Genomic DNA, 26,284 nt, shown 5'->3' with positions numbered 1-26,284 from the left:
TATCATATGTTTATTATACAAAAGAATAGAAACGAATCCTAATCATTCAATTTTCAATCTTTACATCGCCTTTACCCTTTTCAACATAAAAATTTACACGGACTCTTTACAATAGATGTTGTATCAGATCATCATACATTTATCGTAAATCATTTGTCATTTCTATCATTTGTAAGTTACACTTTATGAAAGATGAAAAATGAAGTCAAATCATTTTTTCAATATGTAAGGAAGGTGCAAAGTTCATTGAAAAAAGTACGTAAAGCCATTATCCCAGCTGCAGGTCTTGGGACACGTTTCCTCCCTGCAACAAAAGCTATGCCTAAAGAAATGCTGCCAATCGTTGATAAACCAACCATTCAATATATTATTGAAGAAGCTGTTGAATCAGGAATTGAAGACATTATTATCGTCACTGGAAAAGGAAAAAGAGCCATTGAGGATCATTTTGATTTTGCACCAGAGCTAGAGCGCAACCTGGAGGAAAAAGGAAAGAGCGAGCTTTTAGAAAAGGTGAGAAAATCCTCTAACATTGCTGACATTCATTACATACGTCAAAAGGAACCTAAAGGACTTGGACACGCCGTTTGGTGCGCACGCAACTTTATCGGTGATGAACCTTTCGCCGTTTTATTAGGTGATGATATTGTTCAAGCCGAAACACCCGGACTTCGCCAGCTGATGGATGAATACGAAAAGACTCTTTCATCTGTGATCGGTGTTCAGCAGGTGGCAGACAGCGATACACATCGCTACGGGATCATTGATCCTCTTACACAAGAAGGACGCCGCTACCAAGTGAAAAACTTTGTTGAAAAGCCGCCGCAAGGTACAGCACCATCCAATTTAGCCATCTTAGGACGCTACATTTTCACGCCAGAGATCTTTATGTACCTTGATCAGCAAGAAATTGGTGCAGGCGGAGAAATTCAACTGACAGATGCCATCCAAAAGCTGAATGACATTCAGCGCGTATTCGCCTATGATTTCGAAGGAAAACGATACGATGTCGGTGAAAAGCAAGGCTTCATCGAGACGACTCTAGAGTTCGCCCTTCAAGATGAGGATCTAAAAAAGAAACTCATTCCATTTATGAAACAGCTTCTCGAAAAAGAAGAAGTGAATTAAAAAAAGCTGCCGGGATCGGCAGCTCAGGCTGTCGAGAAAATCTCGACAGCTTTATTTTTTTCTTAAAGTTTCCATTCCTCCATTTTATAATAGATAAAAGCATACTAAAGGAAGGTGTTTTTTCTCGTGTTCCACACTAGAAATTCTTCTCAGCACGAAGCCGAATTTGTATTGCTAGATCAACTGGTCGAAGAGGATCACCTGCTTCGTAAAATTGATCAGTACATTGATTTTTCATTTATCGTAGATAAAGTAAAACCGTATTATAGCGAGAATAAAGGTCACCCTTCTCTTGATCCACTTATTTTGTTCAAAATGATGTTTATCGGATACCTGTACGGTATCCGTTCTGAAAGACAACTTGAAAAAGAAATTTACTATAACATGGCGTATAGATGGTTTTTAGGTTTGAACATCAATGACCCCGTTCCTCATCACTCGACCATTAGCTGGAATCGTCGTACTCGATTCAAAGATACAACGATTTTCCAAGATATTTTTGATGAAATTGTGCTTCAAGCCATCAATCATGATATGGTAGGAGGCCGCGTTCTTTTTACTGATTCAACTCATCTTAAAGCCAATGCCAATAAACATAAATATACGAGAAAAACGATTGAACAAGATACCCAGAACTATATAAATGAATTAGAAGAAGCGATCCAAGAAGATCGGGTGGCACACGGAAAAAAGCCCTTAAAGATAAAAGAGGAGGTGAAAACAAAAAAAGACATTCGTCAAAGTATGACTGACCCTGAAAGTGGCTATCTTTATCGTGAAAATAAACCGGAAGGCTTTTTCTACCTAGACCACCGTACAACGGATATGAAGTACAATATTATCACGGATGCCCATGTCACCCCCGGCAATATCCATGATTCTATTCCGTATCTTGATCGATTGGATCACCAAATCGCCCGATTTGGTTTTCAAGTAGAAGCTGTTGCCCTTGATTCTGGTTATTTGACAACCTCAATCTGTAAAGGTTTATCGGATCGCCATATTTTTGGTGTCATCGCACATAGACGCTTTCATCCAACAAGAGGATTATTTGAGAAGTGGAAATTTCAGTATGATTCTGAATCTGATCACTACATCTGCCCAAATGGCGAGAAGCTATTATATACGACAACTGATCGAAAAGGTTATAGGTTCTACAAATCAGACCCTAAAAAATGCGTATCGTGTCCTTTCCTTGAGAGCTGTACAAGATCGAAAAATCATCAAAAAGTGATCTCAAGACATGTATGGGAGGAACACAAAGAAAAGATCAGACAAAATCGTCTGTCTGCCTCTGGAAAAGAGCTATATAAAAAAAGAAAAGAAAAAATAGAGCGAAGCTTTGCAGATTCAAAACAACTGCACGGGCTTCGCTACTGCCGGTTGAGGGGAAAACAAAATGTGAGTGAGCAAGTGCTTCTCACAGCTGCGTGTCAGAACATGAAGAAGATTGCCACACACCTAACCTAGCTTCGCTAGGTTAGGTGTGTGGGAGGCCTTTTTCATTAAATCTCATCCATCATAATTACGCTGAAAATAAAAAAGATTGTAGAAAAACATGAGTTTCTCTACAATCTGAGCTGCCGGGATCGGCAGCTTTTTATTTGATCACTGAAATCGTCAGTGTATGCTGTTCATTATCAATGACAAACAAGTTGTTTTCGCCCTTCACTGCGAATTTCGTTTGTTTCTCATTCAGCCAAACGTTCTGTTCTGTCAGTCCAAGTGTTGAAGGAGAGATTGACATGATCTCACGGAATACCATCGTATTCGCCTGTCCATTTTGAATCACATAATCAGTTTTCTCCGTGGTCAGCCGCTCAATAGCAGCACCTTGTTCACTTTTGATCGAACTCAGGGTTTGCATTCTTTGCTTAAGCACAGATTCTTCTTTTCCAAGGAAAGAAAGTAAATACTCATATGAGCCTGCAGATGCGGGCGATACATAGGAATTGAACTGACCTGGTCCAATGGATAAAGACTTTAATTCCTCTGCATGTTGAAGCCCATCAGGTTTGACAAAATACGTCTCTGATGCATTTTTGATTTGAACGGTTTGTTTATTTTCAGCGACAGCTTGTACCTCTTGCCCAAATGGTAAAGTGACATCCGCCTTTTTTTTCATGGCTTGATCTTTGTAGACCGTGAGTGGATCTGACGTGACAATTGCCTGTCGATCGACCTTTTTCATATCAGGCGATCCCTTCGTCTGCGGATTCTTTGTATGAGACGTTCCTGTCTGATCTGATGGGATTGCACCAAATGTAGCCAGCGTACGAAGCGGGCGATCCGAAAACATAGATAAAGCAAGTAAGATAGTTAAAACAGCAATAATCGTCACTTGAAAGGCTGGTCCAAAAAATGAACGTCGTTTCCCACTTTCTTTATAACGGGTGACTTTTTCCGTCTTTTGAACGCCTTTTCTACCTTCCTTATGTTCCAATTGGTATTTTTGTTTCTCTTTTTTGGAAAGCTTGTTAAACCAGTCAACAAACTCCTTATACTCTTTCACAACCTTCTTCGTTTCATCAAACATGCGAAGCTCACCATAGTGCATCCAAGCCACCCGGTCACAGATTTTTTGAATTTGGCTAATGGAATGACTGACAAAAAAGATCGTTTTCCCTTGTTCCTTAAATTCTGTGATTCGATCCACACATTTTTGGTAGAAGGTTTGGTCTCCAACAGACAATGCTTCATCAATAATCAATATATCTGGATCAATATGCGCTGAAATGGCGAAGCCAAGACGTGATTTCATTCCGCTTGAGTAGCTCTTTACCGGCTGATCAATAAAATCACCGATATCCGCAAACTCTACGATTTTTTCATACAGCTCGTCTATTTCTTTATTCGTCAGCCCCATCATTAAGCACTTTAGGCGAATGTTGTCTTTCCCGCTCAACTGATTGTTCAGCCCTGCCGCAATGGCAATTAAAGAAGGCTGTCCGTCCATATCAATTTCACCACTTGTTGGTGGAATGATTTTCGCAAGAAGGTTCGACATCGTTGATTTTCCAGATCCATTGATCCCTACAAAACCAATTGTCTCGCCTTCATATACATCAAAGGACACATCACGAATAGCAAAGAAACCTTTTTCATTTTTATTGGGTAAAAACAGCCCCTTAATCTTATCTGACTGCTTTTTATATAGGACGTATTGCTTGGATACGTTTCGAAACGAAACCTTTAGTTTCATCGTATAATCTCCTTACTTTTTAAAGAAAATCGACAAATTTATCCCTAAATTTCATATGAAGCAATGAACCGACTGTTAAAAGAAGCAGCGTGATCAGCCAAAAATAAAGCGTATATTTCACATCATGGAAGAACCATTCTCCCTTTAACAAGCTATTTCTAAAACCATCAATAATGTAGAAAAGAGGATTCAATCTTAATATATCCCCGATCCATGCTTTGTCTCCAGTGAGCTTCTCTGAGATATTCCAAAAAATCGGCAGCAAAAAGAAAAGTAAACGTGTCACGGATTGTAAAAGAAATTGATAGTCTCTCACGAGTACGCTAATCGTGGAATTAAACAAACTAAACGAAAACATAAACGCGATCATACAAATAAGATAGTATATATATTGCAGCCAGTGCGCATCAGGATATATGCCATAGGAAATGAGCACAATCAGATAGACACCCATCATGACAAAGTAGCTGAACAAGTTGGACATAATCACCACAGACGGCAGCGCACTAATCGGGAAATTCATTTTCGATACCATATTAATGCGTTTAAACACACTGTTTGATCCATCAAGTATCGTCGGACTAATGAAGAACCAAGGGATTAACCCCGCAAGCATCCAGATGATAAATGGAACTTCCATCCCTCCAATGACAATTGGCTGTCCTCCGCGAATCCCCAGACCAAAAACAAACCAGTAAGCCAGCATTTGAATCAATGGATTTAAAAACTGCCATAAAACACCTAAATAATTCATCTGATATTTTGATTTTGTTTCATAAACAGCAAGTCGCATAATCAGCGGAAATGAGCTGATTTGCTCCTTTAGTATCGTCAACATTGCGTTCATTCTAATCTTCCTTAGATATAAGTTTTTGGAATTACTTTTTTTAAAAAGCACCGCTCATAATTGTAACAGATGTTGAGAATTATTTCACTGATTAACAAATCCATCACTAGGTCTTCCCTAAATTTAATTCTACAATACTAATGATCTGTTCATTCATTCTAATTTGTTGTAATCTATTTATAGGATATTAATCACTTTTAAGATAATATCTATCTGATTATCAATTAAATTGATTTACCCATACATTAAGACAAAAGTGAGGAAGAAAATGAACTTTAATTACGATATGACTGTAATTATTCCTTTGTTTAATTCAGAGGAATATGTAGAAGATACCATTAAATCAATTATGAAGCAGACACATGATTTCACAAAAATCCAGATCATTTTTGTGGATGATGGTTCCACAGACAGCAGCTTTGATATTTGCAATGAATATGTAAAGCAGTACCAAAACATGGAGATTTATAGACAAGAAAATCTTGGCGTTTCAGCAGCTAGAAACATCGGCTTAAAACAAGCAACGGGCAAGTATATTCTTTTCTTAGATTCAGACGATTTAATTGGAAGTAACACAATTCAAGAATTATATAACTACTTTAATCAAGTTGAAGATGAGGTTTCAATTGTCGCTTACCCTCTATATTCTCTGGTGAACGGCAAAGTGAAAGATCATCCTAGGACAAAGAACTATTCGAAAACCGGTGTTTATGATGTGTCTGTTTATCCTAATATAAATCAAACAACCATAAACGTTTGTGTAAAGAATTTACCTCCTAATGAACGCATTTATTTCGACACAGATCTCGCATATGCTGAAGATGCAACTTTTAATACGGCTTATTTAATGAAAACCGGGAGAATTGGAATTTGTTCCACTGGAAGATATATATATCGCACACACCAATCTTCAACAGTTATGAAGTACAGAAGCCCCGTACACTCTTACAATATGCTTCTCTTGTACTTCGAAAAAATGATGGATTCATATTCAGATAATAATGTTGTGCACCCTTATGTCCAAAGTATGATTTTATACGAATTGAATTGGAGATTTAAGTCAAAATCCTTAATACCATTTCATCTAGATCAAGAGGACTTTTCAGATTGGAAAAAACGGATGTTTAATATCATAGAAAAGCTTGAGGATAAAATAATTTTAAATCATGATTTTATTGATATATATCATAAAGCCTCTTTGTTAAGTTTGAAACAACCTAAGCCTAATATAAAATATGATTCTCAAGGTATCTATGTTTATCGCGATGATCAGCTACTGTTTAAACAGCACCGGTTTGAGTTAGTTATGACCCAATTCACTATTAAGGATGATCAATTATTAGTAGCTGGTTTTATTAAAAGTCCGCTTAATGAATTCTTAGATTTAAGATTACAGATTGAAGTTAACGGACAACCCTTTGTGCCTAGACTCTCTTCATCTAACCATGGCTACTACAAAACAAGAATGAAAACAAATAAATTCCATAGATTCAGTTGGAAAAAAGAGCTCAATGAACAAGCATTAGATTTGAAATTCAGCATCAATTATAAAAATTACGATTATCCTGTTTCTTTTTATTTTATCAATGACGTCGTATTTCAGAGCTTTATGAAGCATAAAGCATTCAAGAAAGGTTATGCTTTAAGATTCTTGCCTAAACAACAAAAAATCATTGTTAAAAAAGCTAATAAGGACGAGGCTAATTCATATACAAAAGAGTTTGATAAAATAGTTAGAAAACATGACAAAAAGCTATATTTAGCTAGAAAGTTAATAAACAAAAAGAAAAAAGGCATTTGGCTATATAATGACAGAAAGAATATTATAGATAATGCATATTATCAGTTTAAGCATGATTTCCACAAAAAAGACGGTATAAAAAGATATTATGTATACGATGGCGATAGTATCGATCTAGAAAATATGTTTAATCAAGAAGAAAGAAAAAATGTCATTAAATTCAGGTCTCGACAGCATAAATATTTATTTCTAAATGCTACTAAAATTTTAACATCATTCAGGACAGTTCAAGAGTATAGTGCTTTTTCAGAAAAGAGAATGAAATTTATTAATGACCGTCTAGACTTTGAATTAGTTTACTTACAGCATGGTATTCTACATGCGCACACTCCTTGGATCTACTCAAGTGAAAAGAATAAAATAGATAAATTTGTAGTCTCCAGTAATTTTGAAAAACAAAATTTAATTAAGAATTACAATTACAGACCAGAAAGCATAATTGAAACTGGGATGGCCAGATTTGATTTTGTTAAAAGTCTTAAACCTACCAGCAATAAAATTATTTTTGCTCCTTCTTGGAGAGTCTCATTAGTTAACTCCTCTAAAGGTGGAGAATGGGCTATAAAAGAAGAAGCTTTTAAGAATTCTTCTTATTATACAGAAATAAATACATTAATTTCTTCTAAAGAGTTTACTGATTTACTTGAAAAAGAAGACCTATACTTTGAATTAAAGTTACATCCTATTTTTAATTCTGTTATAAATGAATTCAAAACAGATCATCCAAGAATTAAATTTGTAACAAAAGATATCAATCTAAGTGATTACAAATTATTCATGACCGATTTTTCTTCATTTGTATTTGATTTTGCATTTATAAATCGAGCTGTTTTATTCTTTATACCCGATTATGCAGAGTTTATTTGTGGAAACCACCTGTATAACAAACTAGACTTGGATTTAGATGACAGCTTCGGACGCCTAGTTACAAATAGTTCGTCAGTTATTAAGGAAATCGCTAACTTAGCGAAAAATGATTTCCAAATGGAAACTATACACAAAGAGAGAATGGATGGTTTCTTCTATCAACATAAAAGCTATCGCGAAGCACTTTATCAAAAGTTAACAAACCTAACACTTTAAAAAAGCTGTCGAGCTATGGGGCTAGTAGCCCTATATTCTCGACAGCTTTTTATCTTATTGCTATTACTTTAGAAATACTTCCACCACACGCTTCGAAGACTCCCCGCTCTCTAAATAGCAGAATTTTTCATAAAACGGTGCGAAGGAAGCTGGCAAAGTAAAGGTTGGCTGTTCTGTTTCTCTTACCCAGTCAATGACGCTCGCTGTTTCTTTCACAAGAGGTCCAGGTGCTTCTTGTTCAAAGTCGAAGTAGAAGCCTCTCAGCTTGTCACGATATGTTTCAATGTCTGGCACATAGAATAGCATCGGACGTTTGAGGTTTGCATAATCAAAGAACACAGAAGAGTAGTCAGTGATGAGCAGATCAGAAATCATATAAAGATCCCTAATATCTTCGTAATGAGAGAAGTCATAGGCAAAGCCTTCATATGGTCCTAAATCAAAGTTTTCAGCGACTAGATAGTGCATACGCAAAATGATAATATATTCGTCTCCGATAGCGGCTCTCAGCTCATGCAGATCAAGGTCTAAATCAAATTTGTACTGCCCTTTTTTATAAAATTGATCGTCTCTCCATGTCGGTGCGTATAAGATCAATTTTTTATCAAGCGGCAGGTTCATTTTTTGTTTGAGTGCTCTCATCGTTTCTTCATTGTTTTGATTATGAAGGAAGTCATTTCTCGGATATCCTGACTCAATCATGGTCTTTTGAAATTGGAATGCACGTGTAAAGATTTCAGTCGAGTAAGCATTTGGAGAAATGAGATAGTCCCAATTCGATGCTTCTTTCGTGAAATTCTTTTTGTATTTCTTCGTGTTTGTTCCAGGCATATGCACCTCGTCCATATCCATCGCAAGTCGTTTTAACGGCGTACCGTGCCATGTCTGCAAGTATGTTGTATGCTCTGGTTTTGGAATCCATAGCGGCAAACGGCTGTTGACGACCCAATACTCGGCTCTTGCCATCGCAAAAATCCATTTCAATGATAGACGGTTGATATAGTAGATGTCCTTTTCCTTGAACGGTGCTTCATGCCCTTTTTTCACACTCCAGATCAACGTATATTCAGGATGATTTTCTTTCATATACTCATAGATCCCACGCGGATTACAGCTGAATTGTTTTCCATTAAAGCTTTCAAAAACAACCGTTTTCTTTTTCACAGACAGCTTACTCGCCATCTTAAAGGTCGTTTGGAAGGTCCTTGTCACAAGGCGGTTACGGACTTTTTTTATTTTGCCAATTTTCTTTTTGAATTTCTTCCACTTGCTTTTGACGTAGTACTTCGCTCGTGTTTTCATTGTATAATCATTAATTCGAATGCCAAGCGTTTGTCTCTTTTTCTTTCGATACACCTCATATCGAATCGGTACATTGTTCTTCTTTTGTATTTGGACGAGCCCTTTTAATTGATTAGACCGATCTCCAAGCACAAGAGATGGTGTTGTTAAAGTCTCTTCTGTTCCGTTAACTTCACATATAAATTCAAAATACATTCTATAGATATATCTCTCGTCTGTAGAATAGGTTAATACTCCTAAAGGAACTTCAACATTGAATGGATATACTTCCGGCATCTCCCCATCCGTTCTATAACCATCAATATCACTTTTTTGCTGATAGTTTACGGGGAATCGATGCTCTACTTCGTCCCTTTTGAAAAGAATTTGGATTTTTTTGATTCGATAAGAGTGCTCAGCACTTATGACACCACAATATCCACTTACAGTAAGAAGATTGGTCTCATCGAGTGCTATCTGGTTTGTTTTCGTGATCTTCATCTCTCGCTTGACCTTAATAGAAGCATTACCTTTATCTGTACGATATGGCACAGCAAGCAGCAGAGCGTTTTTATTTTCTATGAAACAGAGTTCAGGCATTTCCACATCAAGCTTTAGACGATGCTTATAATAGGGATTGTCGTCTTCATCTAGGAATTGGCCATCTCCCTCTTCCAATTCAGCCTCTTCGTCATCTCCATCGGAATCATATGAGGAGTCTTCGGTTTCATCTTCGCTCTCACTGCTATCAGTCATTTCAGAAAAATCCGTCACATATAAGTTATACGTTTGCCCTTCTTCCATTTGATTCGAGAAAGAATCTTCATGAATCTCTATTTTAAACTGATTTTCCACTAGATGTTTAAGAGGAAGGTAAACTTCCTGCTTTGAGATCCTTTCTCTCATGAGTAAGTAAAATAATCGACCTTCTAACGGCCTATCATCATCTATCCTCAATAAAATTTCTATTTTTTCGTCGTGGTTCTTTAAACTTTCAACAACACTATTCTTCTGAACGCTCTCTTCAATCATTAATCATTTATCTCCTCTGTTCATCGAAATCTTATGCTTCTTCTCATACTTATAAAACGATGTATGATAAATAAAAGTTTCTATTATTTATTTATTCACCTTCCAAGAATAATTCCCTTTAATTGTCTTGTAAGAAACACCGTCAACTTTTGACACATCTTTTTCATTGAGTAAATGCTCGGCAATTGGCAAACGCTTATTGATTTCGTTGTATTCTTCGTCTCTCATTCTCATATAGAAATCAACATATTTTGTTTTGTTTCGTTTCAATGCCGCTTGTATGGATGCATGTCCAATTGGGAAGGACACCTTTAAACTTTCGACTTTTTTAGAGAATAGCTCAGCATGGTTACGCCGATCATAACCGACAAGTTCTAATATAACCTTTTTTCGTTTTTCAATGACACCTTCCATTTGCAAATCCAATGAAAGAATATGATGTTCAACACCAATTTTCACTAATTTGAAATGAATAGGCTTCATCATCCTTTGAATTTGGTCTCTTTTTTCTCGCACTTCTATCATTTTGTGAAGTGCCGCTATCCAGTTTTCATAATAGTTAGGGATTGAATATACCTCTGCAATCTCCTGACAATTTTCTGAAAAAATCTGATACTGTTCATCGTTTTTCAACAATTCAATGATTTTGTTAGCAAGCTGTTTCACTTCATATTGCTCAACAACAAAGCCATTAAACTGATTTTTCACAAGTGTGCTAGCACCATAATCGTAATTATAGGTAATCACAGGGCAATTGTTAACAATTGATTCCATGATGGACAATGGACAGCCTTCAAAGACAGAGGTAGAGATAGACATTCTAGCTGTTCTAAATTCAGCATCAGGATTTTGAGTGAATCCTTTTAAAAAGACATTCTTTTCTAAGTTTAACCTTTTAATTTCTTGTTTTAGGTGCTTTTCTTGAGGACCTGAACCAAAGATTTCAAGCCTCGCATTTGGTACTTCTTTTATCACAAATTCAAATGAACGGATGGCATCTATGACATTTTTTATTTTAGTTAATCTCGCCATCATCAGAACCTTATTCGGATCCGCAGTATAGTGATCTTGTACTTGATGTGACGAACGATCTAATGTATGTGGTGTTAAAAAGAAGATATTTTGATGACCAAATTGTTTCTCTACGTCTGTTTTCTGCTCTTCAGTGATAAAAAAGACGGCATCTACTTTTTGTTTTCTTATTTGGGTAAATAATTCATTATAATCAGAACGTAATTCTGTCTTTTCTGTTTCATAGTGTTTACTGTGAATAATTGCTGAAAAATAAGAAGAACTTCTTTTTTTCAATTGGAACACATACTTATCCTGTTTCCGGCTATCAACTAAAAAGAGCTTTTTTCGATCATTTTTATACTGAATAGTCGTAAGCCACTCTTGTCTTAATGCTTTTTCATTTTTAAAGGTTTTTATCCCTTCATGGGCATACCAAATGATGTCTCTCAATTTACTTTTAGATTCTTCCTTAAGATCCGCATACTCTTTTTTCATATAAACATAAGTGTGCTCATAAATGAATAGTTCTCGATAGACATTTCCAGTTTCCTGAGAGAAATAGGAAACTTTATGCAACTGCCCTTGTGAATTATATTCCTCTCGCTTCTCCAATTGCTGATTTGGAAGAAAATAATCAACCATCTCAATTTGATTAGATTTTTCATTCCTAATAAAACGAACAGAAGGATCTTCTTGATCACATACCACTTTATTGATGTTGTCAGCGTGATAAGATGGCTGATACTGTTCCTTTGGTTTACAATTTGGAATAAGAAAATCCACATACATATTTTGGATTTTTGTCATTTTAGGATCCACTTTCTGTTTATCAATGATCCCTTTCACTTTCTGAGAAAATTCTTGATCATATGAAAAGGTTAAAAAATGAGTTGAAACATTCTTTAACCCAAATAAGTTCGCACGTAGCAATAACGACTTCGTCATACCACCATATTTTTCTTTAATTCTTCCAGTAATAAAGTAGTACTCCATATCAGGAATTTGCAATTGTTGTTGCGGTTGACTTTGATTATTATCATGTGTCTTTTTTCTAAGCTTGTTAAACCATTTTTGGATCAAAACACTCAACCTTTCATTGTTGTCCATTTATTCCGTCGATATTTAAATAAATTTTTAAACGATATGTTAACATAAAAAAGCACTTCTCACCAAAAGATAAGAAGCACTATCTTAAATAATTAAAGTCCAGCAATTTCTTCCTTAATTTGAGTTGTCGAGATGCCTTCTGTTCTCTTCAAGTACACGACTTCGCAATGCTCTTTTAAGAAATCGAATTTACCTTCCCAGTCATCTCCCATGACAAACACATCAATATCGTGCTCCTGCACGTCACGGACTTTTTGATCCCAGCTGTTTTCTGGAATGACTTCGTCTACATAACGAATCGTTTCAAGAATCAGCTTTCGATGCTCGTAGCTATGATAAGCCTTTTTTGATTTTTGTAAGTTAAACTCATCTGTCGAAATGGCCACCACTAAGTAATCTCCAAGCTGCTTTGCACGTTCGAGCAGCTTAATGTGCCCCCAGTGTAATAAATCAAATGTACCGTAAGTAATAACTTTCTTCATTGCAAACATGAACTCCTTTCTTCATTCCTTATTCAACTGCTTTCATGCAGTAATGTTTATCCGTAATCCTATTATCATCGTTCGTATTTTTTCGCTCTTCGGAACCTCATTATATCACAGCGCCCATCAAACGTTAAGCAGATGTAAAGACAAACTATTTCCAATTTATTGGGCGGAGAAGGGAAAGTCCGAAGAATCAATGTTTCTCGCAGCATCCTTCATATGAATTGATGAAAATGTCATGAAATTTAAAGGTTTGTAAAGTTATTGTTAATATTTCATGGAGCATCTGTGATAAAATGATGAGTAGACGAAGAATGAATTTACAATGAACGTTCATAGATAACAAGATGAAAAAGGAGGTCTAAACAATGCAAACAGAAGTGGTCTCTAACCTTTCTTATGTAAACGGCGACCTAGATGAATTTATCAGCTATATGAATCACCATCATATTTCTCAAAGAAGAGGCGCCATGATTGCGACTGTCAATCCAGAGATTGGCTATACTGTTATGAAGGATCGTGCGTACCATCAAGTCGTCTCTTCTGCGGATTATGTTCTGCCGGATGGTGTAGGCGTCGTCTTGATGTCACGTTTGACACAAAGTCCGCTGAAGTCAAGAATTGCTGGCTTTGATGTCTTCATGTCTATGCTTGATCTAGCAAACAAGCAGTCTAAAAGTATCTTTTTATATGGGGCGAAAAAAGAAGTGCTTGAGGCTGTTAAACAGCGAATTGATACGGAATATCCAAATGTGGTCATCGCGGGCAGCTGTGACGGCTATCAAGCCGATAAACGTTTCGTAGCGAAGCAAATCGCCCGCTCGAAAGCAGATATGGTGTTCGTTGCTTTAGGTTATCCAAATCAGGAGAACTTTATTTATGAATACCGTCATTTATTCCCGCAGGCTGTTTGCATCGGTTTAGGCGGAAGCTTTGATGTATTTAGCGGAACGGTGAAGCGTGCACCACGATGGATGATTAAAACAAATACAGAATGGCTGTACAGACTTGTTGTGAATCCATGGAGATGGAAACGAATGCTGAACATTCCTAAATACGCTTTTGCCGTATTGAAAGAAAACAAAGGAAAAAAACGTTACTATCCTGAGCAAGTAAAGGATCAGACGAAGCAGCTGTGAGAGACTGACCAATGATGAATATACGCTCAATGATCATTTCATGCTATGCAGCTTTCGTTTCTTTAATTGGATGGCTGATGAGCGGCGTGAAACCGCGTGAAAACCAGGTGACGCTGCTTGTTTCATTTCAAGAGAATGCAGCTGCTCTCATTGATACTTATCAACAACAGGCGAACATGACGATGAAGCTTACAGTCCTCTATACGAAGCATGCTTCTGCGATAGAAAAGGACGGGTTTCATCTGTCATTTCGCTATTTTCATGAAAAAAATCCTCTCCATCTCATTCAATGTATTTATACGATGTTTAAAAGCAAGGTTGTCGTGACAGATAATTACTTTCTCATGACAAGTGTACTCAGAAAACGGCCTTCTACCACCTGTATTCAAGTATGGCATGCCAATGGGGCTTTGAAAAAATTCGGTCTTGAAGATGCATCAAATTCGGAACGAAGTCCACGTGATATCGAACGCTTTAAACGAGTCTATGCGTCTTTCGATTATATCGTTACAGGCTCAGATCACATGCGCGAGATTTTTAAGTCTTCGTTTGGGGTCAATGATGAACGTTTTTTACCAACAGGTGTACCGATGACGGATGTGTACTTTGACCAGTGCCTGCCTTCCTTGAGGCCGAATGATTTTCCTAAAGGGAAAAAGCTCCTGCTTTATGCACCGACCTATCGAGACTTTGCAATGGACGATCTTGTCCTGCCTTTTTCAAAAGAGCAATTGCAAACAGAGCTAAATGGAGACTATATTCTGCTCGTCAAGCTTCATCCTGCGGTCAAACATTTAGCAAAGGCGGAAACAGACGGTGAATGGATATTTGATGTGTCCGATCAGCCGCTCTATCCATTGCTTTGTACTTGCGATGTACTCATGACAGATTATTCGTCGATTGTGTTTGAATATGCGCTGCTTGAAAAGCCTGTTTTGTTCTTCACTTATGACTTAGACACTTATCGAGCGAAACGCGGCTTAGTCGATCGGTATGAGGACATCATTCCTGGAAAGGCTTGCGTCACTCAAGACATGCTCTTGAAGGAGCTGCTTCATCTAAACGAATCAGATCACAGAGAACGAATCAAAACCTTCGCTGAGGAATGGAACCAATATTCAAAGGGCGAGTCTAGTCAGCAGCTTCTATCATTTATTGAACAGCAGCTCTTACACAAAAAACGTCCGGCTTCTCATTAGGAAGCACGGACGTTTTTTTATTTGTTATAAACCGGGATGTCGTAATAGAGCGTATAGTTATCAAGTAAGTTATACAAGCTATACATACGAGTGACTTGCTTATAAGCCCAGCCAATATCTGTTGCATATTGATGAGTCGCTGCACTAGACCAGCGCATTTTATAAATCGTATCTTGCTTGTATGTGGCGTGATTGATATAGCTGTTGCCAATGAATTTTGCCCCGCCAATAATCGCTGCCTCTGGCGTGAACCATTGTTGTTCATACGCATACTTTGCACCGAGGTAATTCGGATTGCTGTCGTATGCGCCAATGCCATACATGTTATATACTTTCTTCCCATTAAACATCGTACCATTCGCTAAAATCGAACTTCCGTTACCCGTTTCAAGCAACGCATGAGAAATGAGATAAATTTCGTTGATATGATACGTTTTCGCTGCCGTAATAAAGGCTTGTCCTTTACCTGCAAGAATCCCTTTACCTGCTAGAATTTTGGAATTGACTTCTGCCGGATTGAGATTCGCAGCTTCAGAGAGTTTCAGAAATTGAAAATAAGATTGAGTGCCCTCAGCAATATTGGCTGGGTCTACATATTTTTGCACCTCTGCTGAACTTGCATTTCTCCAGCCCAAGCTGATCTTGATCCAGTTTCCTTCTTTCCCAAGCTGTCTTACTTTTGTTCCTTTGTTCAGCTGCGCCACGATGTTGCTTGCAGAGCTCGAATCAGGTGTAGAACGAACATTTAAGCCGTCCGTATTCACAGTTGACGTCGCCGGGTCTACATATGCTGCATAGACATAGGCTGCACCATCTGTCTGTGGTGACACCTTCATTTGCTTGTTCACCATCTCATTGACAGTGAGGTTGTAGTTCGTTTGCATGACCATTGGGCCATTTTTGATTTTTACAGCTGTGGCTGTCCAGCCATATTGGCTTTTCACAAAAGCAATCGCCGCATTTACAGTTGGTAATCCTGTGAATTGCTGCGTAATGTTGATTTTGTAGGTTGGTTTCGTTGTTGTTTTATAAGCAGCTGGTTCATTCCGTTTTTTGAAAAATGCCAGGCCTTGGTCGCGCAATGCAGCTGTGGAAATGACACCGGTTTTAATCTGATATTGACCATAATCAGTTGTACCTGTTTTTTGAGCAGCTGCTTTCATTTTTTGTTTCGTTAAATAGCTTAATGCTTGATTCAGTTTTGTCTGATTCACCGTCGGCTCTGTCGTGATCCGGTATTGCTTAACCGCTTCTGTCAGCGTTTTTGTACTGCTGGCAACGCCATTTTTCTTGATAATCTCTTGAGCCTGTTTGACTTTACTTTGCTCATATACAGGTGTTGTCTTGAGACTATACGTTTTGCTGACAGCTTGTCCCTTACCTGTTGTGATGCTGCTTGTCACCTTCTGCGTTTTTAAATATGCGGCACCTTTATTCATTTTCGCTTGGTCTGCTGATTGATTGACGACAAGTCGATACGTGCTGTCAGATACCTTACCCGTTTTTTTCGTTGTCGCAGATACCTTTTTCTTTTGGAAGAAAGCCGCTGCTTTTTTCGCTTGATCATCTCCTAATAGGTTTCCAGTCACTACTTGATATGGCTGTGTAGAAGAGATCTTTTTGGATGTGTAGCGCCATTTCTTTTTCTTGAAAAAGGCTACCGTTTTTCCGTATGCTGTATCGTTCAGTTGATTGAGTTTCACGATATAATTTTTTGTTTTTCCCACTCGCTGCACAGTCCCTGCAGCGCCGGTTTGTTTCTTGATCTGAGCCGCAGCTGAGGATGCTTGTTTGTTGTCTTTGAAATAGCCTGATTCCAAGCGATAAACATTTTTTAAAGCGCCTGTCTTTTGAATCTTCCCGCTGATCTTTGCTTCTCTTTGCAGCTGGGTAAGGAGCGTCTGTGCTTTTGACTGGCTGGCTTGTGCAGCTGATGTGACGATGTAATATGGCTTGCCTGCTGTCACCGTTTGAAGCACTGCTTTTAAACCAGACTCCTTTTGAAAGCCTTGCAGGATGGTATTCGCCTTACTTTGCCCAACGATACCGCCTGAAATCAGCTGATACACAGCGCCAGCTTTGTTTTCAGTTTGGTATGTACTGGTGACACCGGCCTGCTTTTGTAATTCGGTTTGAATATTTTTGACTTTCGTTTCAGAATCAATGGTTCCTGATATGACCTGATAAGAAGGTCTGCTTTGATTGATGACTTCATAGGTGCTATTGAGCCCTGATGTTTTCGTTAGCTCGAGCGAGAGCTTTTTTGCCTGAGCTTCATCATTGACTGGGTCAGATACGACCTTTTGTAAAGGCAGGCGGTCACCTACTGGAGACACCGTACCGCTCATGCCCGTCTCTTTTTTTAATGCAGCTGCACTTGCACTCGCTGCTGTTTGCGACTCATATCCTGAGGCAGTGAGCTGATAGGTCGACGTGTTTCCTGAGGTTTGATAAGTGGCTGTCCACTTTTTGTCCTTCTTCAATGTTTCCACTGCTTTTTTCACTTCTGATTCTGTTGTAAATACCTTTGAGGTGTTCATCGTATAAATGGATTGATCGACATAGGAGGCTGCTTGCGCTTCTTTGCCCGTCTGTACTGTCATACCAAAGGCAGCTGCGAGTAACATAATCTTGATGGTTTTTTTCACGTTCCCTGTCCCTCTCTTAACTTTGCATAATAGTCTACTAATCTCTTTATCGACAAAAACAAGTACTCTTTCAAGTCATTTATGCAATAGAAAAATAGAGGACCCCTTCGAAGTCCTCTTTTCCTTTATATATGCGACACAATCAGTTCACAAGTTCCTTCAATTGAGAAGCTCCCTGTTTCAGCCGGCAGGATAAAATGAGCTCCTTTAGGCAGTGGATATGTATGTCCATCATGCGTTAAAGACCCTTCTCCATGAATTACACTGCACAGCAAAAACGGATAATCTTGCGAAAGCTCTACTGTTTGATCAATTTCCCATTTATACACAGAGAAATACTCTGCTTCAACAAAAGTTCGAATGGTCAGCCCACGGCGTGTTTCAACTGATTCATCTGTATAACCGTCTACATGAGGAACCGTTGTGACATCAATGGCTTGCACAAAATGAAGTTCACGTTCATTGCCATCCTGATCTTTTCGTTCATAATCATATACCCGATAGGTTGTGTCTGAGCTTTGCTGCGTTTCAAGGACAAGCGTTCCTTCGCACAGCGCATGAATGGTTCCGCTTGGCACATAATAAAAATCACCAGGCTTAATCTTCACACGACGCAAAAGACCTTCCCAATCTCCACTGTTCATCATGGTCACAAGCTCAGTTCTTGTTCTTGCATTGTGCCCATAGATCATTTCTGCCCCTTCTTTGCAGTCAATGATATACCAGCACTCTGTTTTTCCAAGCTCTCCATTTTCATGTCTTTCCGCATAATCATCATCCGGATGAACTTGAACGGACAAGTCTTGGTTTGCATCTAAAATTTTGGTTAACAGCGGGAATCGATCGCCTTCTATTCCCCCGAACAATTCTCTGTGATTGTCCCATAGTTCGATCAGCGTTTTCCCTTTATATGGACCGTCTTGCACGACACTTGGTCCGTTTGGATGAGCAGAAATTGCCCAGCATTCTCCCGTTTGATCAGAAGGAATATCATAGCCAAATTGATCCCTTAAGGCTGTACCTCCCCATATTCTCTCCTTCAATTCAGGCAGTAAAAAAATTGGTGACTGCTTCATTCAGGATGACTCCTCCCTTTGCTACCCTTTGATAATCCTTGCCAAGCTTGATGAAAACTAGCAAGTCTCAACTTTTATTATGACGCTATCTAAAGAGAAGTCAATCCTTTCAGTACACCAAATGAAAACGATAACACAAAAATATTTCATCCTTTGACAGAGCCTGCGAGAAGCCCTTTGACAAAGTATTTTCCGAGCAGAATATAGACCAAAAGTGTCGGCAGTGCGGCCAATATCGCCCCTGCCATTTGGACGTTCCATTGCACAATTTGACTGCCTGATAGATTTTGCAAGGCGACCATCACCGGCTGATGCTCCGCAGTGGTCATCGTGACTGCAAATAAGAACTCATTCCACACATTTGTGAACTGCCAAATGGCGACCACAACAAACCCTGTGATCGAAAGCGGAAGAATCATATGTCTGAAAATCCCGATAAACCCTGCGCCATCCATTTTTGCCGATTCAATCATTTCATCAGGGATGCTCACATAGAAGTTTCGGAACATGAGCGTTGTGATCGGGAGTCCATATACGACATGGACAAGCACCAGACCTGGAATCGAATTATACAATCCGACTTCACGCAAAAATTGAATGAGTGGTATGAGGATACTTTGATATGGAATAAACATCCCAAACAGCATCAGCGTAAAGACCACTTCTGACCCTTTGAAACGCCATTTTGATAGGACATAGCCATTCATCGCTCCTAGTACAGCTGACAATAAGGTAGCCGGAATGACAAGATAAAGTGAATTCATTAAATTGGGCGCTAGCTTTTCAAATGCGATTTGATAGCTTGAAAAATCGAGTGTTGATGGCAGCGCCCACATTTTCTCAAGGGTCACTTCACCTAATGGCTTCAAGCTTGTGACGAGCATGACATAAACTGGCATCAGAAAAAAAAGACTGCACAAAATCAATAAAGCATAAAGGACTGGACGGACAAACCATCTAGCTGTCATGATGACGCCCCCTTCCGGCTCGACAGGAGATACGGCACGATAAAGACAGCAACAGAGATCAGCATAACAATCGCAATGGCGGCACCGCCTGCATAATGGTTTCCTCTAAAGGTCATTTCAAACATGTAAACGCCCGGAACATCTGTGACAAAGTTTGCACCCGGTCCTGTCATCGAGTAAATCAAATCGAAAATCTTTAATGAAATATGAGCCATGATGATAATGACACTTGCAGTAATCGGTTTCAATAGAGGAAAAATAATCTTCCGGTAAATCTGCCATTCGGTTGCGCCATCCATTCTAGCAGCCTCTCTTACTTCCTCTGGAATTCCTCTCAAACCCGCCAAATACATCGCTAGAGAAAATCCAGTCATCTGCCAAACCGCTGCAATCACGACTGCAATCATTGCCGCAGGGACACCAAACTCAATTTTCCCCCAGACAAATCCGGCTAAAATGTTCGTATCCGTGTACCACTTAGGCTGGATACCAAGCGTTTTTAAAAACAGATTCACCCCAGTTGACGGGTTTAAAATCCATTGCCAGACGACCCCTGTCACAACGAAGGAAAGGGCCATCGGAAAGAAAAATAAATTCCGAAATAGAGATTCACCCTTGATCTTCTGATCTAGTAAAATCGCAAGTGCGAGTCCAGAGGCAATGACGGCTCCAATAAAAAATAGAGTAAAAAAGACCGTATTTCGAAGATCTGACTGAAAGCGGAAATCTTGAAACAGCATGATATAATTTTGAAGACCTGCAAAAGAGAAATTCGGAACAAGCGAGGTCCAGTTTGATAATGACACATACCCTGTCCAGCCAATAAAGCCGTAAACAAAGATGAATAATAAAACAGCCGACGGGGTTAAAAATAGCAGCGCAAGCAGCTGATCCCCATTCCATTTTTTCCGAACACGTTTGACTTTAGGTGTTGCTGCTTTTGTGATCGGCGATGTGTCCATGCGCATGAAGCTACACTCCTTTTCAAAAAAGAGGCGGTGCTTAGCCGCCTCCTCGTCTTTATTTCATTGCATCTTTTAAAGATGAAACAAACTGGCTGCTGTCTTTTTGCGTGACGAAGATATTCACGGCTTGATTCGCTTTTGTCACAAACCCTTCTTCAGCAGCTGAACCATGTGCGAGAGACGGCGCCAGCTTTGATTCTTTAAATGCCTTCATCGCCGATTTTCCGTATTCATCATATTTAGAAACATCTGCATCCACACGTGCCGGAATCGATCCCTTCAGCGGATTAAATGCATCCTGCCCTTCCACAGATCCTAAAACAGATAAGAATTTCTTCACGTTTTCTGGCTGTTTCACGCCCTTTGGCAGTCCGAATGTATCGGTGATCACCATAAAGCTTCCCTCGGTTCCAGGAGTCGCCGCGTATCCAAAGTCTTGATTCACCTTCAGATCGAGATCATTCACAAAGTACCCCTTTGCCCAGTCTCCCATGACATTCATTGCTGCTTCCCCTTTTGCCACGAGCTGCGAGGCATCCTGCCAGTTACGGGAGCTGTGATCATTATTGACGTATTCGAGCATACGCCCAAAGATGTCTGCCGCTTCCTTCACTTTTGCGTCATCCATTTTCATGTCGCCAGCCCAAAGTTTTTGATATCCGTCAGCGCCTAAAACGCCGAGCAGCACACTCTCAAACAAATGCGTCGCTGCCCAAGGCTCTTTATCACCAAGTGCAAGCGGTGTAATGCCTTTTTTCTTTAAGGCATCTGCTGTTTTGAAAAATTCATCAAAGGTCGTTGGCGGCTCTAAGCCTGCATCATCAAATACCTTCTTGTTATACCAAAGCACATTGCCTCGGTGAATATTCACTGGTACTGAATAGATTTTCCCATCTTTGCTGACAAGGTCGATGAGTGATTCCGGAAATTTGTCCTTCCAGCCTTCTTTTTCATATAGATCATCCAGCGGCTCCATTTTGCCTGCTGCGACCCAGCTCTCATTCAGCTCCGCTCCGCCATGTACTTGGAACGTAGCTGGCGGGTCATTCCCTTGCATCCGGCTAGTCAAAACAGCCTTTGCATTTGTACCAGCACCACCTGCGACAGCTGCATTTTCAATTGGGATGTCTTTATTTTTCTCTTCAAACAATTGAATGAGTGCTTTCAGTCCGTCCTCCTCACCTGCTCCAGTCCACCAAGAGAAAATGTCTAGTTTCTCTGCTCCGCCCTCTTTTTTTGCATCTGAGTTGGTCGATGAACTACAGGCAGTGACGATAAGCATACAGAGCGCTAACAGCGTAAAACCTAATTTGAACTTCATGATTGATCCCCCATCCCTATTTTGTAAGCGTTATCAAAATAAGTATAATGGCAGATCCTCGCTTTTTTTCAGCAAACTTCTTCACTTTTTTATGAAATTCTTCACTTTTTTACGGTCTGTTTTCGATATTCCTTCGGTGAACAGCCGACCATCTTCTTAAACACACGGCTGACGTAATTGGGGTCTGTATATCCTGCCTGATAGGTAATTTCTTTTAAACTAAGCGAGCTGTCTTTGAGAAGCTTTTTGATTTTATCCAGCCGGCAGGTTGTCACATACTCTTTAAATGTCAGCCCTGTCTCGTCTTTAAAGCGCTTTGTGAAATAGGTTGGACTTAAATCAACATAGGCGGCAGTCTGCTCAAGCGTGATCTGTTCACAAAAATGCGTTTTGATGTAGCGTTTTGCCCGCTCAATGTCATTCACGGTCTGGGTTCTCGCTTCGTACACGTCAAATAAGTGTTCACAGCACTCACGGCATTCAGCTGCGGTGCTGATCGTTAATATTGGCCAGTCTGTTCGGAGCCGTGATTTAAATAAAATCAGCAGCTCTTTTAGTTGTGAAATGGTCGCTCCCTCCAGTTCAAATGCATCGAATAAAGCCAGCGCATCCTCTCTTCTCCCTTCTTCCATTGCCTGCATCATATCGTCTGCAAGCTCCGGCAGATGGATCAATGGATGGGACTGTTCTTCTGTTTGGTAAAAACCATAACGAACAACGCCGGGACTCTTTTTTCGCTGATAATAGGAAAGCTTCGCCTCTGCTGCACTTTTCTGAAGATAAAGCGGGTTTGAGACCGGGTGTCCCATGCCAACGACAGGTGAAGGCTGATCGATTGTTGTGGCAGTTCGAATCGCATGTAGGACATCTGCCTTTAACTGACCAGGCGCTTGGTGGCGATAAATGAGACATGTAAACAGCTCACCACTCACCTGAATCGGTACCGTATGAAAAAGGGGAGATGTCTGTAAATCAATCAACAGTTGATCCCCGATTGTCCGCTGAACAGCGATGACAAGACCTGCTTCATATTCGTGAAACATTTGTTGAAACTCCGTGGAGGTATAGGACTGACCATTTATGACATGAGCTTCGAGCCACTTTGACTGCTGACCAGCCGCCACCGCCTGCCGCTGAGACGCCTCCTGCTGAATCTCTGCCGCAACCGTTCGAATGGCGGCGATGGTTTCATCTTTGTCAGCCGGTTTAACGAGATATTGCTTCACCCCTTCCTGCATCGCTTGCTTGGCATAATCGAACGTATCGTACGCTGTCAGCATAATGAATTTTGTATGAGGACTGCTCGCTTTGATCTGCTTGATCGCTGTCAATCCGTCCATTCCAGGCATCTGAATATCCATGAGCACAAGATGAACGGGCTCAGTTCGCACGAATTCAACCGCCTTCTTTCCATTTTCAGCTTCTCCTGATATATGACACTCTGGAAGCCAATCGGTCATGAATTTCCGCATCGCTAGTCGTTCTATTTTTTCATCATCCACAATCAGCACGTTCAGCATGCCGATCCCTCCTTCATCGGAATAGCCAATTGAATGGTGGTGCCTTCGTTTGGCTTTGAGTCAATTTGTAGGGCATCTTTTACCCCGTAAAACAAATGCAGCCTTGACATCACATTTCGAAGACCGATCCCTGTCGAGTGCCCTTTACTCAAGGTGTTTGGACTTTCCTCTTCTTTTTCTGATAGCAATCTCCTTATCTCTTGTTCATTGATCCCCATCCCATTGTCCCGAATCCGAATCATCACATAGCCGCCTTCTTGATAGATCGAGAGTTCGACAAGCCCGTCTTCCTCCTTTGGTTCAACGCCATGAATAAAGGCATTTTCGACAAGCGGCTGTAAGGTGAGACTTGGGATATGTACAGATAAACATGATTCATCTATGGTCGTTTTGCATGTAATACGATCGGCAAATCTTGTTTCTTGTATATGAAAATATTCTTTGACCACTTTTACTTCTTGCTCCAACGTAACAGATGCACTGAGAGCTGACAGCGAATACCGCATCAACGTGGAAACGGATTGGATCAACCTCGATGTGGCATCCGCTGATTCTAAGTAAGCCATGCGTGAGACGATGTTTAATGTATTAAATAAAAAATGTGGATTCATTTGGTTTTGCAGCGTTTTCAGCTTCATGTCTTTGATTTTTTGATCTAAGGCTGCCTTTTGTTTCATCTCTTCAATCATCATTTTCATCTCTTGACGCATTCGCTGAAAGGCCTCATTTAATACAGAAATTTCATCCTTTGAGGTGACATGCAAGTCCGCTCCATCAAAATTCCCTTCTGATACTTCCTTTACGCTTCGAGACAGATGGACGATCGGCTTTGATATCCCTCCAGCAATCATATACGCCATCCATAATGCGACCCCAATGGACAGCGTAAACAAACATAAGGTAAAGAGTGCATAGGTTTGGTGTCTTTTTTGCAGAGATTGATAGAGTACTTGATACTCAGACAATTCATCATCAAGCAGGGTCATCGTTTGCTCTTGTATGTAGGAGGAGACGGTTCTCACCTCCTTTACACTTGCTGCATATTCTTTGATTTTCCCTTCTTTTACATGTGTCATGGTCGCATCACTTTCATTGATGAGCGTCCGCATCATATATTGGTATTTTTCAATAGAAGGAATCGCCGCATGAAGCCCGGCATCCTTTCGCAATGCCTGATCATAGGATTTCATTTTCTGTTTTGAGGCCAGATATTCTTTGGCAAACTGCCGATCCTTTTCAATCGCATACGCATTGACCTTTTCATACATCGTTTTTGCCTCGGTCGATATATCATTGAGCAGGAGAAAGGAACGAAAGCTTCTGCTATATTCTGATGTGATGTTCGAGCTGCTCCAATAGACGAAAAAAGCGGCCACGTTGCCAAGGAACACAAGGATTAAAAATGCCAATAACAATTTACTTCGAATCCTTCTCATGGCTGCACCCCCTGCCTTCTGTCTGTTTGCTGCAGAGGCAGATCCTCGCGCCGAATCACACTCGTTCCTGTGTACTGGAGTGGTTCTTCTTTTTCACCTTTCTGCAAACGTACAAGCGATTCCACTGCTTGATAGCCCATTTCATAAGGGTGCTGAACAACCACTGCATCAATCTTTCCATCATCGAGCGCCTGAATCGTATCTGGTAATGTGTCAAATGCGAGCACATAAAAATCTGTGGACGATCGATATTGTGCTGTTGCTTGAATGATACCTGCACCATCTAATGCACTCGTGCCGTAAAATGCGGTGAGCTTCGCATGATCGTTTAATAGTTTATACGCGGCACCGGAGGCCCCTGACTTCGTAATGGCTGATTCTTCTATTCCAGCAATATGAATACGTTTTTCAGCGGCGACGGCATCTCGAAATCCTTTGACACGCTGCTTTTGATGAACGGCATCAAGCCTGCCTGTGACAATTCCTACATACTGTTCGCCTTTTGTATCTGCGATGAGTGCCTGTCCTGCGATAAAGCCTGAATAATAATTGTCCGTGCCTACATACACTTGACGCTTGCTCCCCTCTGCATCCGTATCGACGGTGACAACATCAATGCCTTTTTCCCTCGCCTTCTGAAAAAGCGGTTTGTATTTTTTCGCATCAAGTCCCTGCGTCATAATGCCATCGACATGCCCTGCGATCGCCATATCAATGGTTTTCAGATGATCGTCTATATCTGCTTGCTTCGGACCCAAATATTCTAGATACACGCGATGAACGGCTGCCGCATCAGCAGCTCCCCTTTGTACCAGCTGCCAATATTCATTATCAAGTTCCTCCGGTACAAGGACAAAGTGATATTGATAGGTTGATGACGCTTTTTCGGGAGCGCTTTCAATTTTAAATAAATCTTGACCTAATAATGTTAAAAAAATAACAGATACGACACAAAAAGTGAGAAAGGCGCCCATCCCGATCCACTTTAATCTTTTCACCACATCCTCCCCCTTTCAAATATTGCGCATAAAA

The 26,284-nt window shown here is 39.9% G+C and carries 18 protein-coding genes; 5 read left to right on the top strand and 13 right to left on the bottom strand.

Annotation, left to right across the window (positions count from 1 at the left end; all coding sequences use genetic code 11):
• Nucleotides 1–246: 246 nt before the first annotated feature.
• Nucleotides 247–1,128 carry a UTP--glucose-1-phosphate uridylyltransferase GalU gene (galU, locus tag C6Y06_RS02410; protein ID WP_034660174.1) on the top strand — a complete coding sequence of 294 codons (882 nt, stop codon included), beginning with the start codon at nucleotides 247–249 and terminating at the stop codon, nucleotides 1,126–1,128.
• Nucleotides 1,129–1,254: 126 nt separating this feature from the next.
• Nucleotides 1,255–2,598, top strand: coding sequence for an IS1182 family transposase (locus C6Y06_RS02405; RefSeq protein ID WP_106036470.1), 1,344 nt, complete (start codon nucleotides 1,255–1,257; stop codon nucleotides 2,596–2,598).
• A 130-nt stretch (nucleotides 2,599–2,728) separates the two neighbouring features.
• On the opposite strand, the gene tagH is transcribed toward C6Y06_RS02405, so the two are convergent.
• Both tagH and C6Y06_RS02395 read right to left on the bottom strand, forming a co-directional pair.
• A complete protein-coding gene (gene tagH / locus C6Y06_RS02400; RefSeq protein WP_106036469.1) occupies nucleotides 2,729–4,330 on the bottom strand; it encodes a teichoic acids export ABC transporter ATP-binding subunit TagH in 1,602 nt (533 codons plus the stop codon).
• A 19-nt stretch (nucleotides 4,331–4,349) separates the two neighbouring features.
• Entirely contained in the window at nucleotides 4,350–5,177 is an 828-nt protein-coding gene (locus tag C6Y06_RS02395; RefSeq protein WP_060597419.1) for an ABC transporter permease, read from the bottom strand.
• Between the two features lie 268 nt (nucleotides 5,178–5,445).
• On the opposite strand from C6Y06_RS02395, the gene C6Y06_RS02390 reads away from it, so the two are divergent.
• Nucleotides 5,446–8,061, top strand: coding sequence for a bifunctional glycosyltransferase/CDP-glycerol:glycerophosphate glycerophosphotransferase (locus C6Y06_RS02390; protein WP_106036468.1), 2,616 nt, complete (start codon nucleotides 5,446–5,448; stop codon nucleotides 8,059–8,061).
• Nucleotides 8,062–8,124: 63 nt separating this feature from the next.
• Here the strand turns inward: C6Y06_RS02390 and C6Y06_RS02385 are convergent, their stop codons facing one another.
• From C6Y06_RS02385 to tagD, 3 genes are all read right to left on the bottom strand, one after another.
• The gene (locus C6Y06_RS02385; RefSeq protein ID WP_106036467.1) at nucleotides 8,125–10,374 is read right to left on the bottom strand and encodes a CDP-glycerol glycerophosphotransferase family protein; all 2,250 of its coding nucleotides are present in this window, start codon (nucleotides 10,372–10,374) and stop codon (nucleotides 8,125–8,127) included.
• 87 nt (nucleotides 10,375–10,461) lie between these two features.
• Nucleotides 10,462–12,468, bottom strand: a complete 2,007-nt coding sequence (locus C6Y06_RS02380; RefSeq protein ID WP_066031656.1) for a glycosyltransferase — start codon at nucleotides 12,466–12,468, stop codon at nucleotides 10,462–10,464.
• Nucleotides 12,469–12,587: 119 nt separating this feature from the next.
• Nucleotides 12,588–12,977, bottom strand: coding sequence for a glycerol-3-phosphate cytidylyltransferase (tagD, locus tag C6Y06_RS02375; RefSeq protein WP_008343212.1), 390 nt, complete (start codon nucleotides 12,975–12,977; stop codon nucleotides 12,588–12,590).
• A 371-nt stretch (nucleotides 12,978–13,348) separates the two neighbouring features.
• Here tagD and C6Y06_RS02370 point away from each other — a divergent pair, with 371 nt between their 5' ends.
• Complete coding sequence (locus C6Y06_RS02370) at nucleotides 13,349–14,119, top strand: WecB/TagA/CpsF family glycosyltransferase (RefSeq protein WP_060597421.1); 771 nt, start codon at nucleotides 13,349–13,351, stop codon at nucleotides 14,117–14,119.
• 11 nt (nucleotides 14,120–14,130) lie between these two features.
• Entirely contained in the window at nucleotides 14,131–15,318 is a 1,188-nt protein-coding gene (locus C6Y06_RS02365; RefSeq protein WP_106036466.1) for a CDP-glycerol glycerophosphotransferase family protein, read from the top strand.
• A 17-nt stretch (nucleotides 15,319–15,335) separates the two neighbouring features.
• On the opposite strand, the gene C6Y06_RS02360 is transcribed toward C6Y06_RS02365, so the two are convergent.
• The 8 genes from C6Y06_RS02360 to C6Y06_RS02325 all read right to left on the bottom strand — a co-directional run bounded on the left by C6Y06_RS02360 (nucleotide 15,336) and on the right by C6Y06_RS02325 (nucleotide 26,226).
• The gene (locus tag C6Y06_RS02360) at nucleotides 15,336–17,966 is read right to left on the bottom strand and encodes a glucosaminidase domain-containing protein (RefSeq protein ID WP_066031654.1); all 2,631 of its coding nucleotides are present in this window, start codon (nucleotides 17,964–17,966) and stop codon (nucleotides 15,336–15,338) included.
• A gap of 125 nt (nucleotides 17,967–18,091) precedes the next feature.
• Nucleotides 18,092–19,042, bottom strand: coding sequence for a mannose-6-phosphate isomerase, class I (gene manA / locus C6Y06_RS02355; protein ID WP_066031653.1), 951 nt, complete (start codon nucleotides 19,040–19,042; stop codon nucleotides 18,092–18,094).
• A 146-nt stretch (nucleotides 19,043–19,188) separates the two neighbouring features.
• On the bottom strand, nucleotides 19,189–20,010 hold the full coding sequence (locus tag C6Y06_RS02350) for a carbohydrate ABC transporter permease (RefSeq protein WP_050944374.1): 822 nt from the start codon (nucleotides 20,008–20,010) through the stop codon (nucleotides 19,189–19,191).
• Entirely contained in the window at nucleotides 20,007–20,978 is a 972-nt protein-coding gene (locus C6Y06_RS02345; RefSeq protein WP_181185425.1) for a carbohydrate ABC transporter permease, read from the bottom strand. Before C6Y06_RS02345 ends, C6Y06_RS02350 begins: the two co-directional genes overlap by 4 nt.
• 52 nt (nucleotides 20,979–21,030) lie before the next feature.
• On the bottom strand, nucleotides 21,031–22,296 hold the full coding sequence (locus tag C6Y06_RS02340; RefSeq protein ID WP_060597425.1) for an ABC transporter substrate-binding protein: 1,266 nt from the start codon (nucleotides 22,294–22,296) through the stop codon (nucleotides 21,031–21,033).
• A gap of 101 nt (nucleotides 22,297–22,397) precedes the next feature.
• The gene (locus C6Y06_RS02335; RefSeq protein WP_106036465.1) at nucleotides 22,398–23,816 is read right to left on the bottom strand and encodes a response regulator; all 1,419 of its coding nucleotides are present in this window, start codon (nucleotides 23,814–23,816) and stop codon (nucleotides 22,398–22,400) included.
• Complete coding sequence (locus C6Y06_RS02330; RefSeq protein WP_106036464.1) at nucleotides 23,810–25,252, bottom strand: sensor histidine kinase; 1,443 nt, start codon at nucleotides 25,250–25,252, stop codon at nucleotides 23,810–23,812. The genes C6Y06_RS02335 and C6Y06_RS02330 overlap by 7 nt, the downstream gene beginning before the upstream one ends.
• Nucleotides 25,249–26,226 (bottom strand): sugar-binding protein, encoded by a 978-nt coding sequence (locus tag C6Y06_RS02325; protein WP_106036577.1) that lies wholly within the window; start codon nucleotides 26,224–26,226, stop codon nucleotides 25,249–25,251. The genes C6Y06_RS02330 and C6Y06_RS02325 overlap by 4 nt, the downstream gene beginning before the upstream one ends.
• Between the last annotated feature and the right edge of the window lie 58 nt (nucleotides 26,227–26,284).

Origin of the sequence: Bacillus sp. MZGC1, from assembly GCF_002998605.1 — a bacterium.
Lineage (GTDB): Bacteria > Bacillota > Bacilli > Bacillales > Bacillaceae > Bacillus.
The sequence above is the reverse complement of the archived record's forward strand: the minus strand, read 5'-3'. Positions and strand labels throughout refer to the sequence as shown.

Coding starts and splice junctions, on each gene's coding strand:
- tagH (WP_106036469.1), bottom strand. CDS start 4,330: ATGAAACTAAAGGTTTCGTTTCGAAACGTATCCAAGCAATACGTCCTA.
- C6Y06_RS02395 (WP_060597419.1), bottom strand. CDS start 5,177: ATGAACGCAATGTTGACGATACTAAAGGAGCAAATCAGCTCATTTCCG.
- C6Y06_RS02390 (WP_106036468.1), top strand. CDS start 5,446: ATGAACTTTAATTACGATATGACTGTAATTATTCCTTTGTTTAATTCA.
- C6Y06_RS02385 (WP_106036467.1), bottom strand. CDS start 10,374: ATGATTGAAGAGAGCGTTCAGAAGAATAGTGTTGTTGAAAGTTTAAAG.
- tagD (WP_008343212.1), bottom strand. CDS start 12,977: ATGAAGAAAGTTATTACTTACGGTACATTTGATTTATTACACTGGGGG.
- C6Y06_RS02370 (WP_060597421.1), top strand. CDS start 13,349: ATGCAAACAGAAGTGGTCTCTAACCTTTCTTATGTAAACGGCGACCTA.
- C6Y06_RS02365 (WP_106036466.1), top strand. CDS start 14,131: ATGATGAATATACGCTCAATGATCATTTCATGCTATGCAGCTTTCGTT.
- manA (WP_066031653.1), bottom strand. CDS start 19,042: ATGAAGCAGTCACCAATTTTTTTACTGCCTGAATTGAAGGAGAGAATA.
- C6Y06_RS02350 (WP_050944374.1), bottom strand. CDS start 20,010: ATGACAGCTAGATGGTTTGTCCGTCCAGTCCTTTATGCTTTATTGATT.
- C6Y06_RS02345 (WP_181185425.1), bottom strand. CDS start 20,978: ATGCGCATGGACACATCGCCGATCACAAAAGCAGCAACACCTAAAGTC.
- C6Y06_RS02340 (WP_060597425.1), bottom strand. CDS start 22,296: ATGAAGTTCAAATTAGGTTTTACGCTGTTAGCGCTCTGTATGCTTATC.
- C6Y06_RS02335 (WP_106036465.1), bottom strand. CDS start 23,816: ATGCTGAACGTGCTGATTGTGGATGATGAAAAAATAGAACGACTAGCG.
- C6Y06_RS02330 (WP_106036464.1), bottom strand. CDS start 25,252: ATGAGAAGGATTCGAAGTAAATTGTTATTGGCATTTTTAATCCTTGTG.
- C6Y06_RS02325 (WP_106036577.1), bottom strand. CDS start 26,226: ATGGGCGCCTTTCTCACTTTTTGTGTCGTATCTGTTATTTTTTTAACA.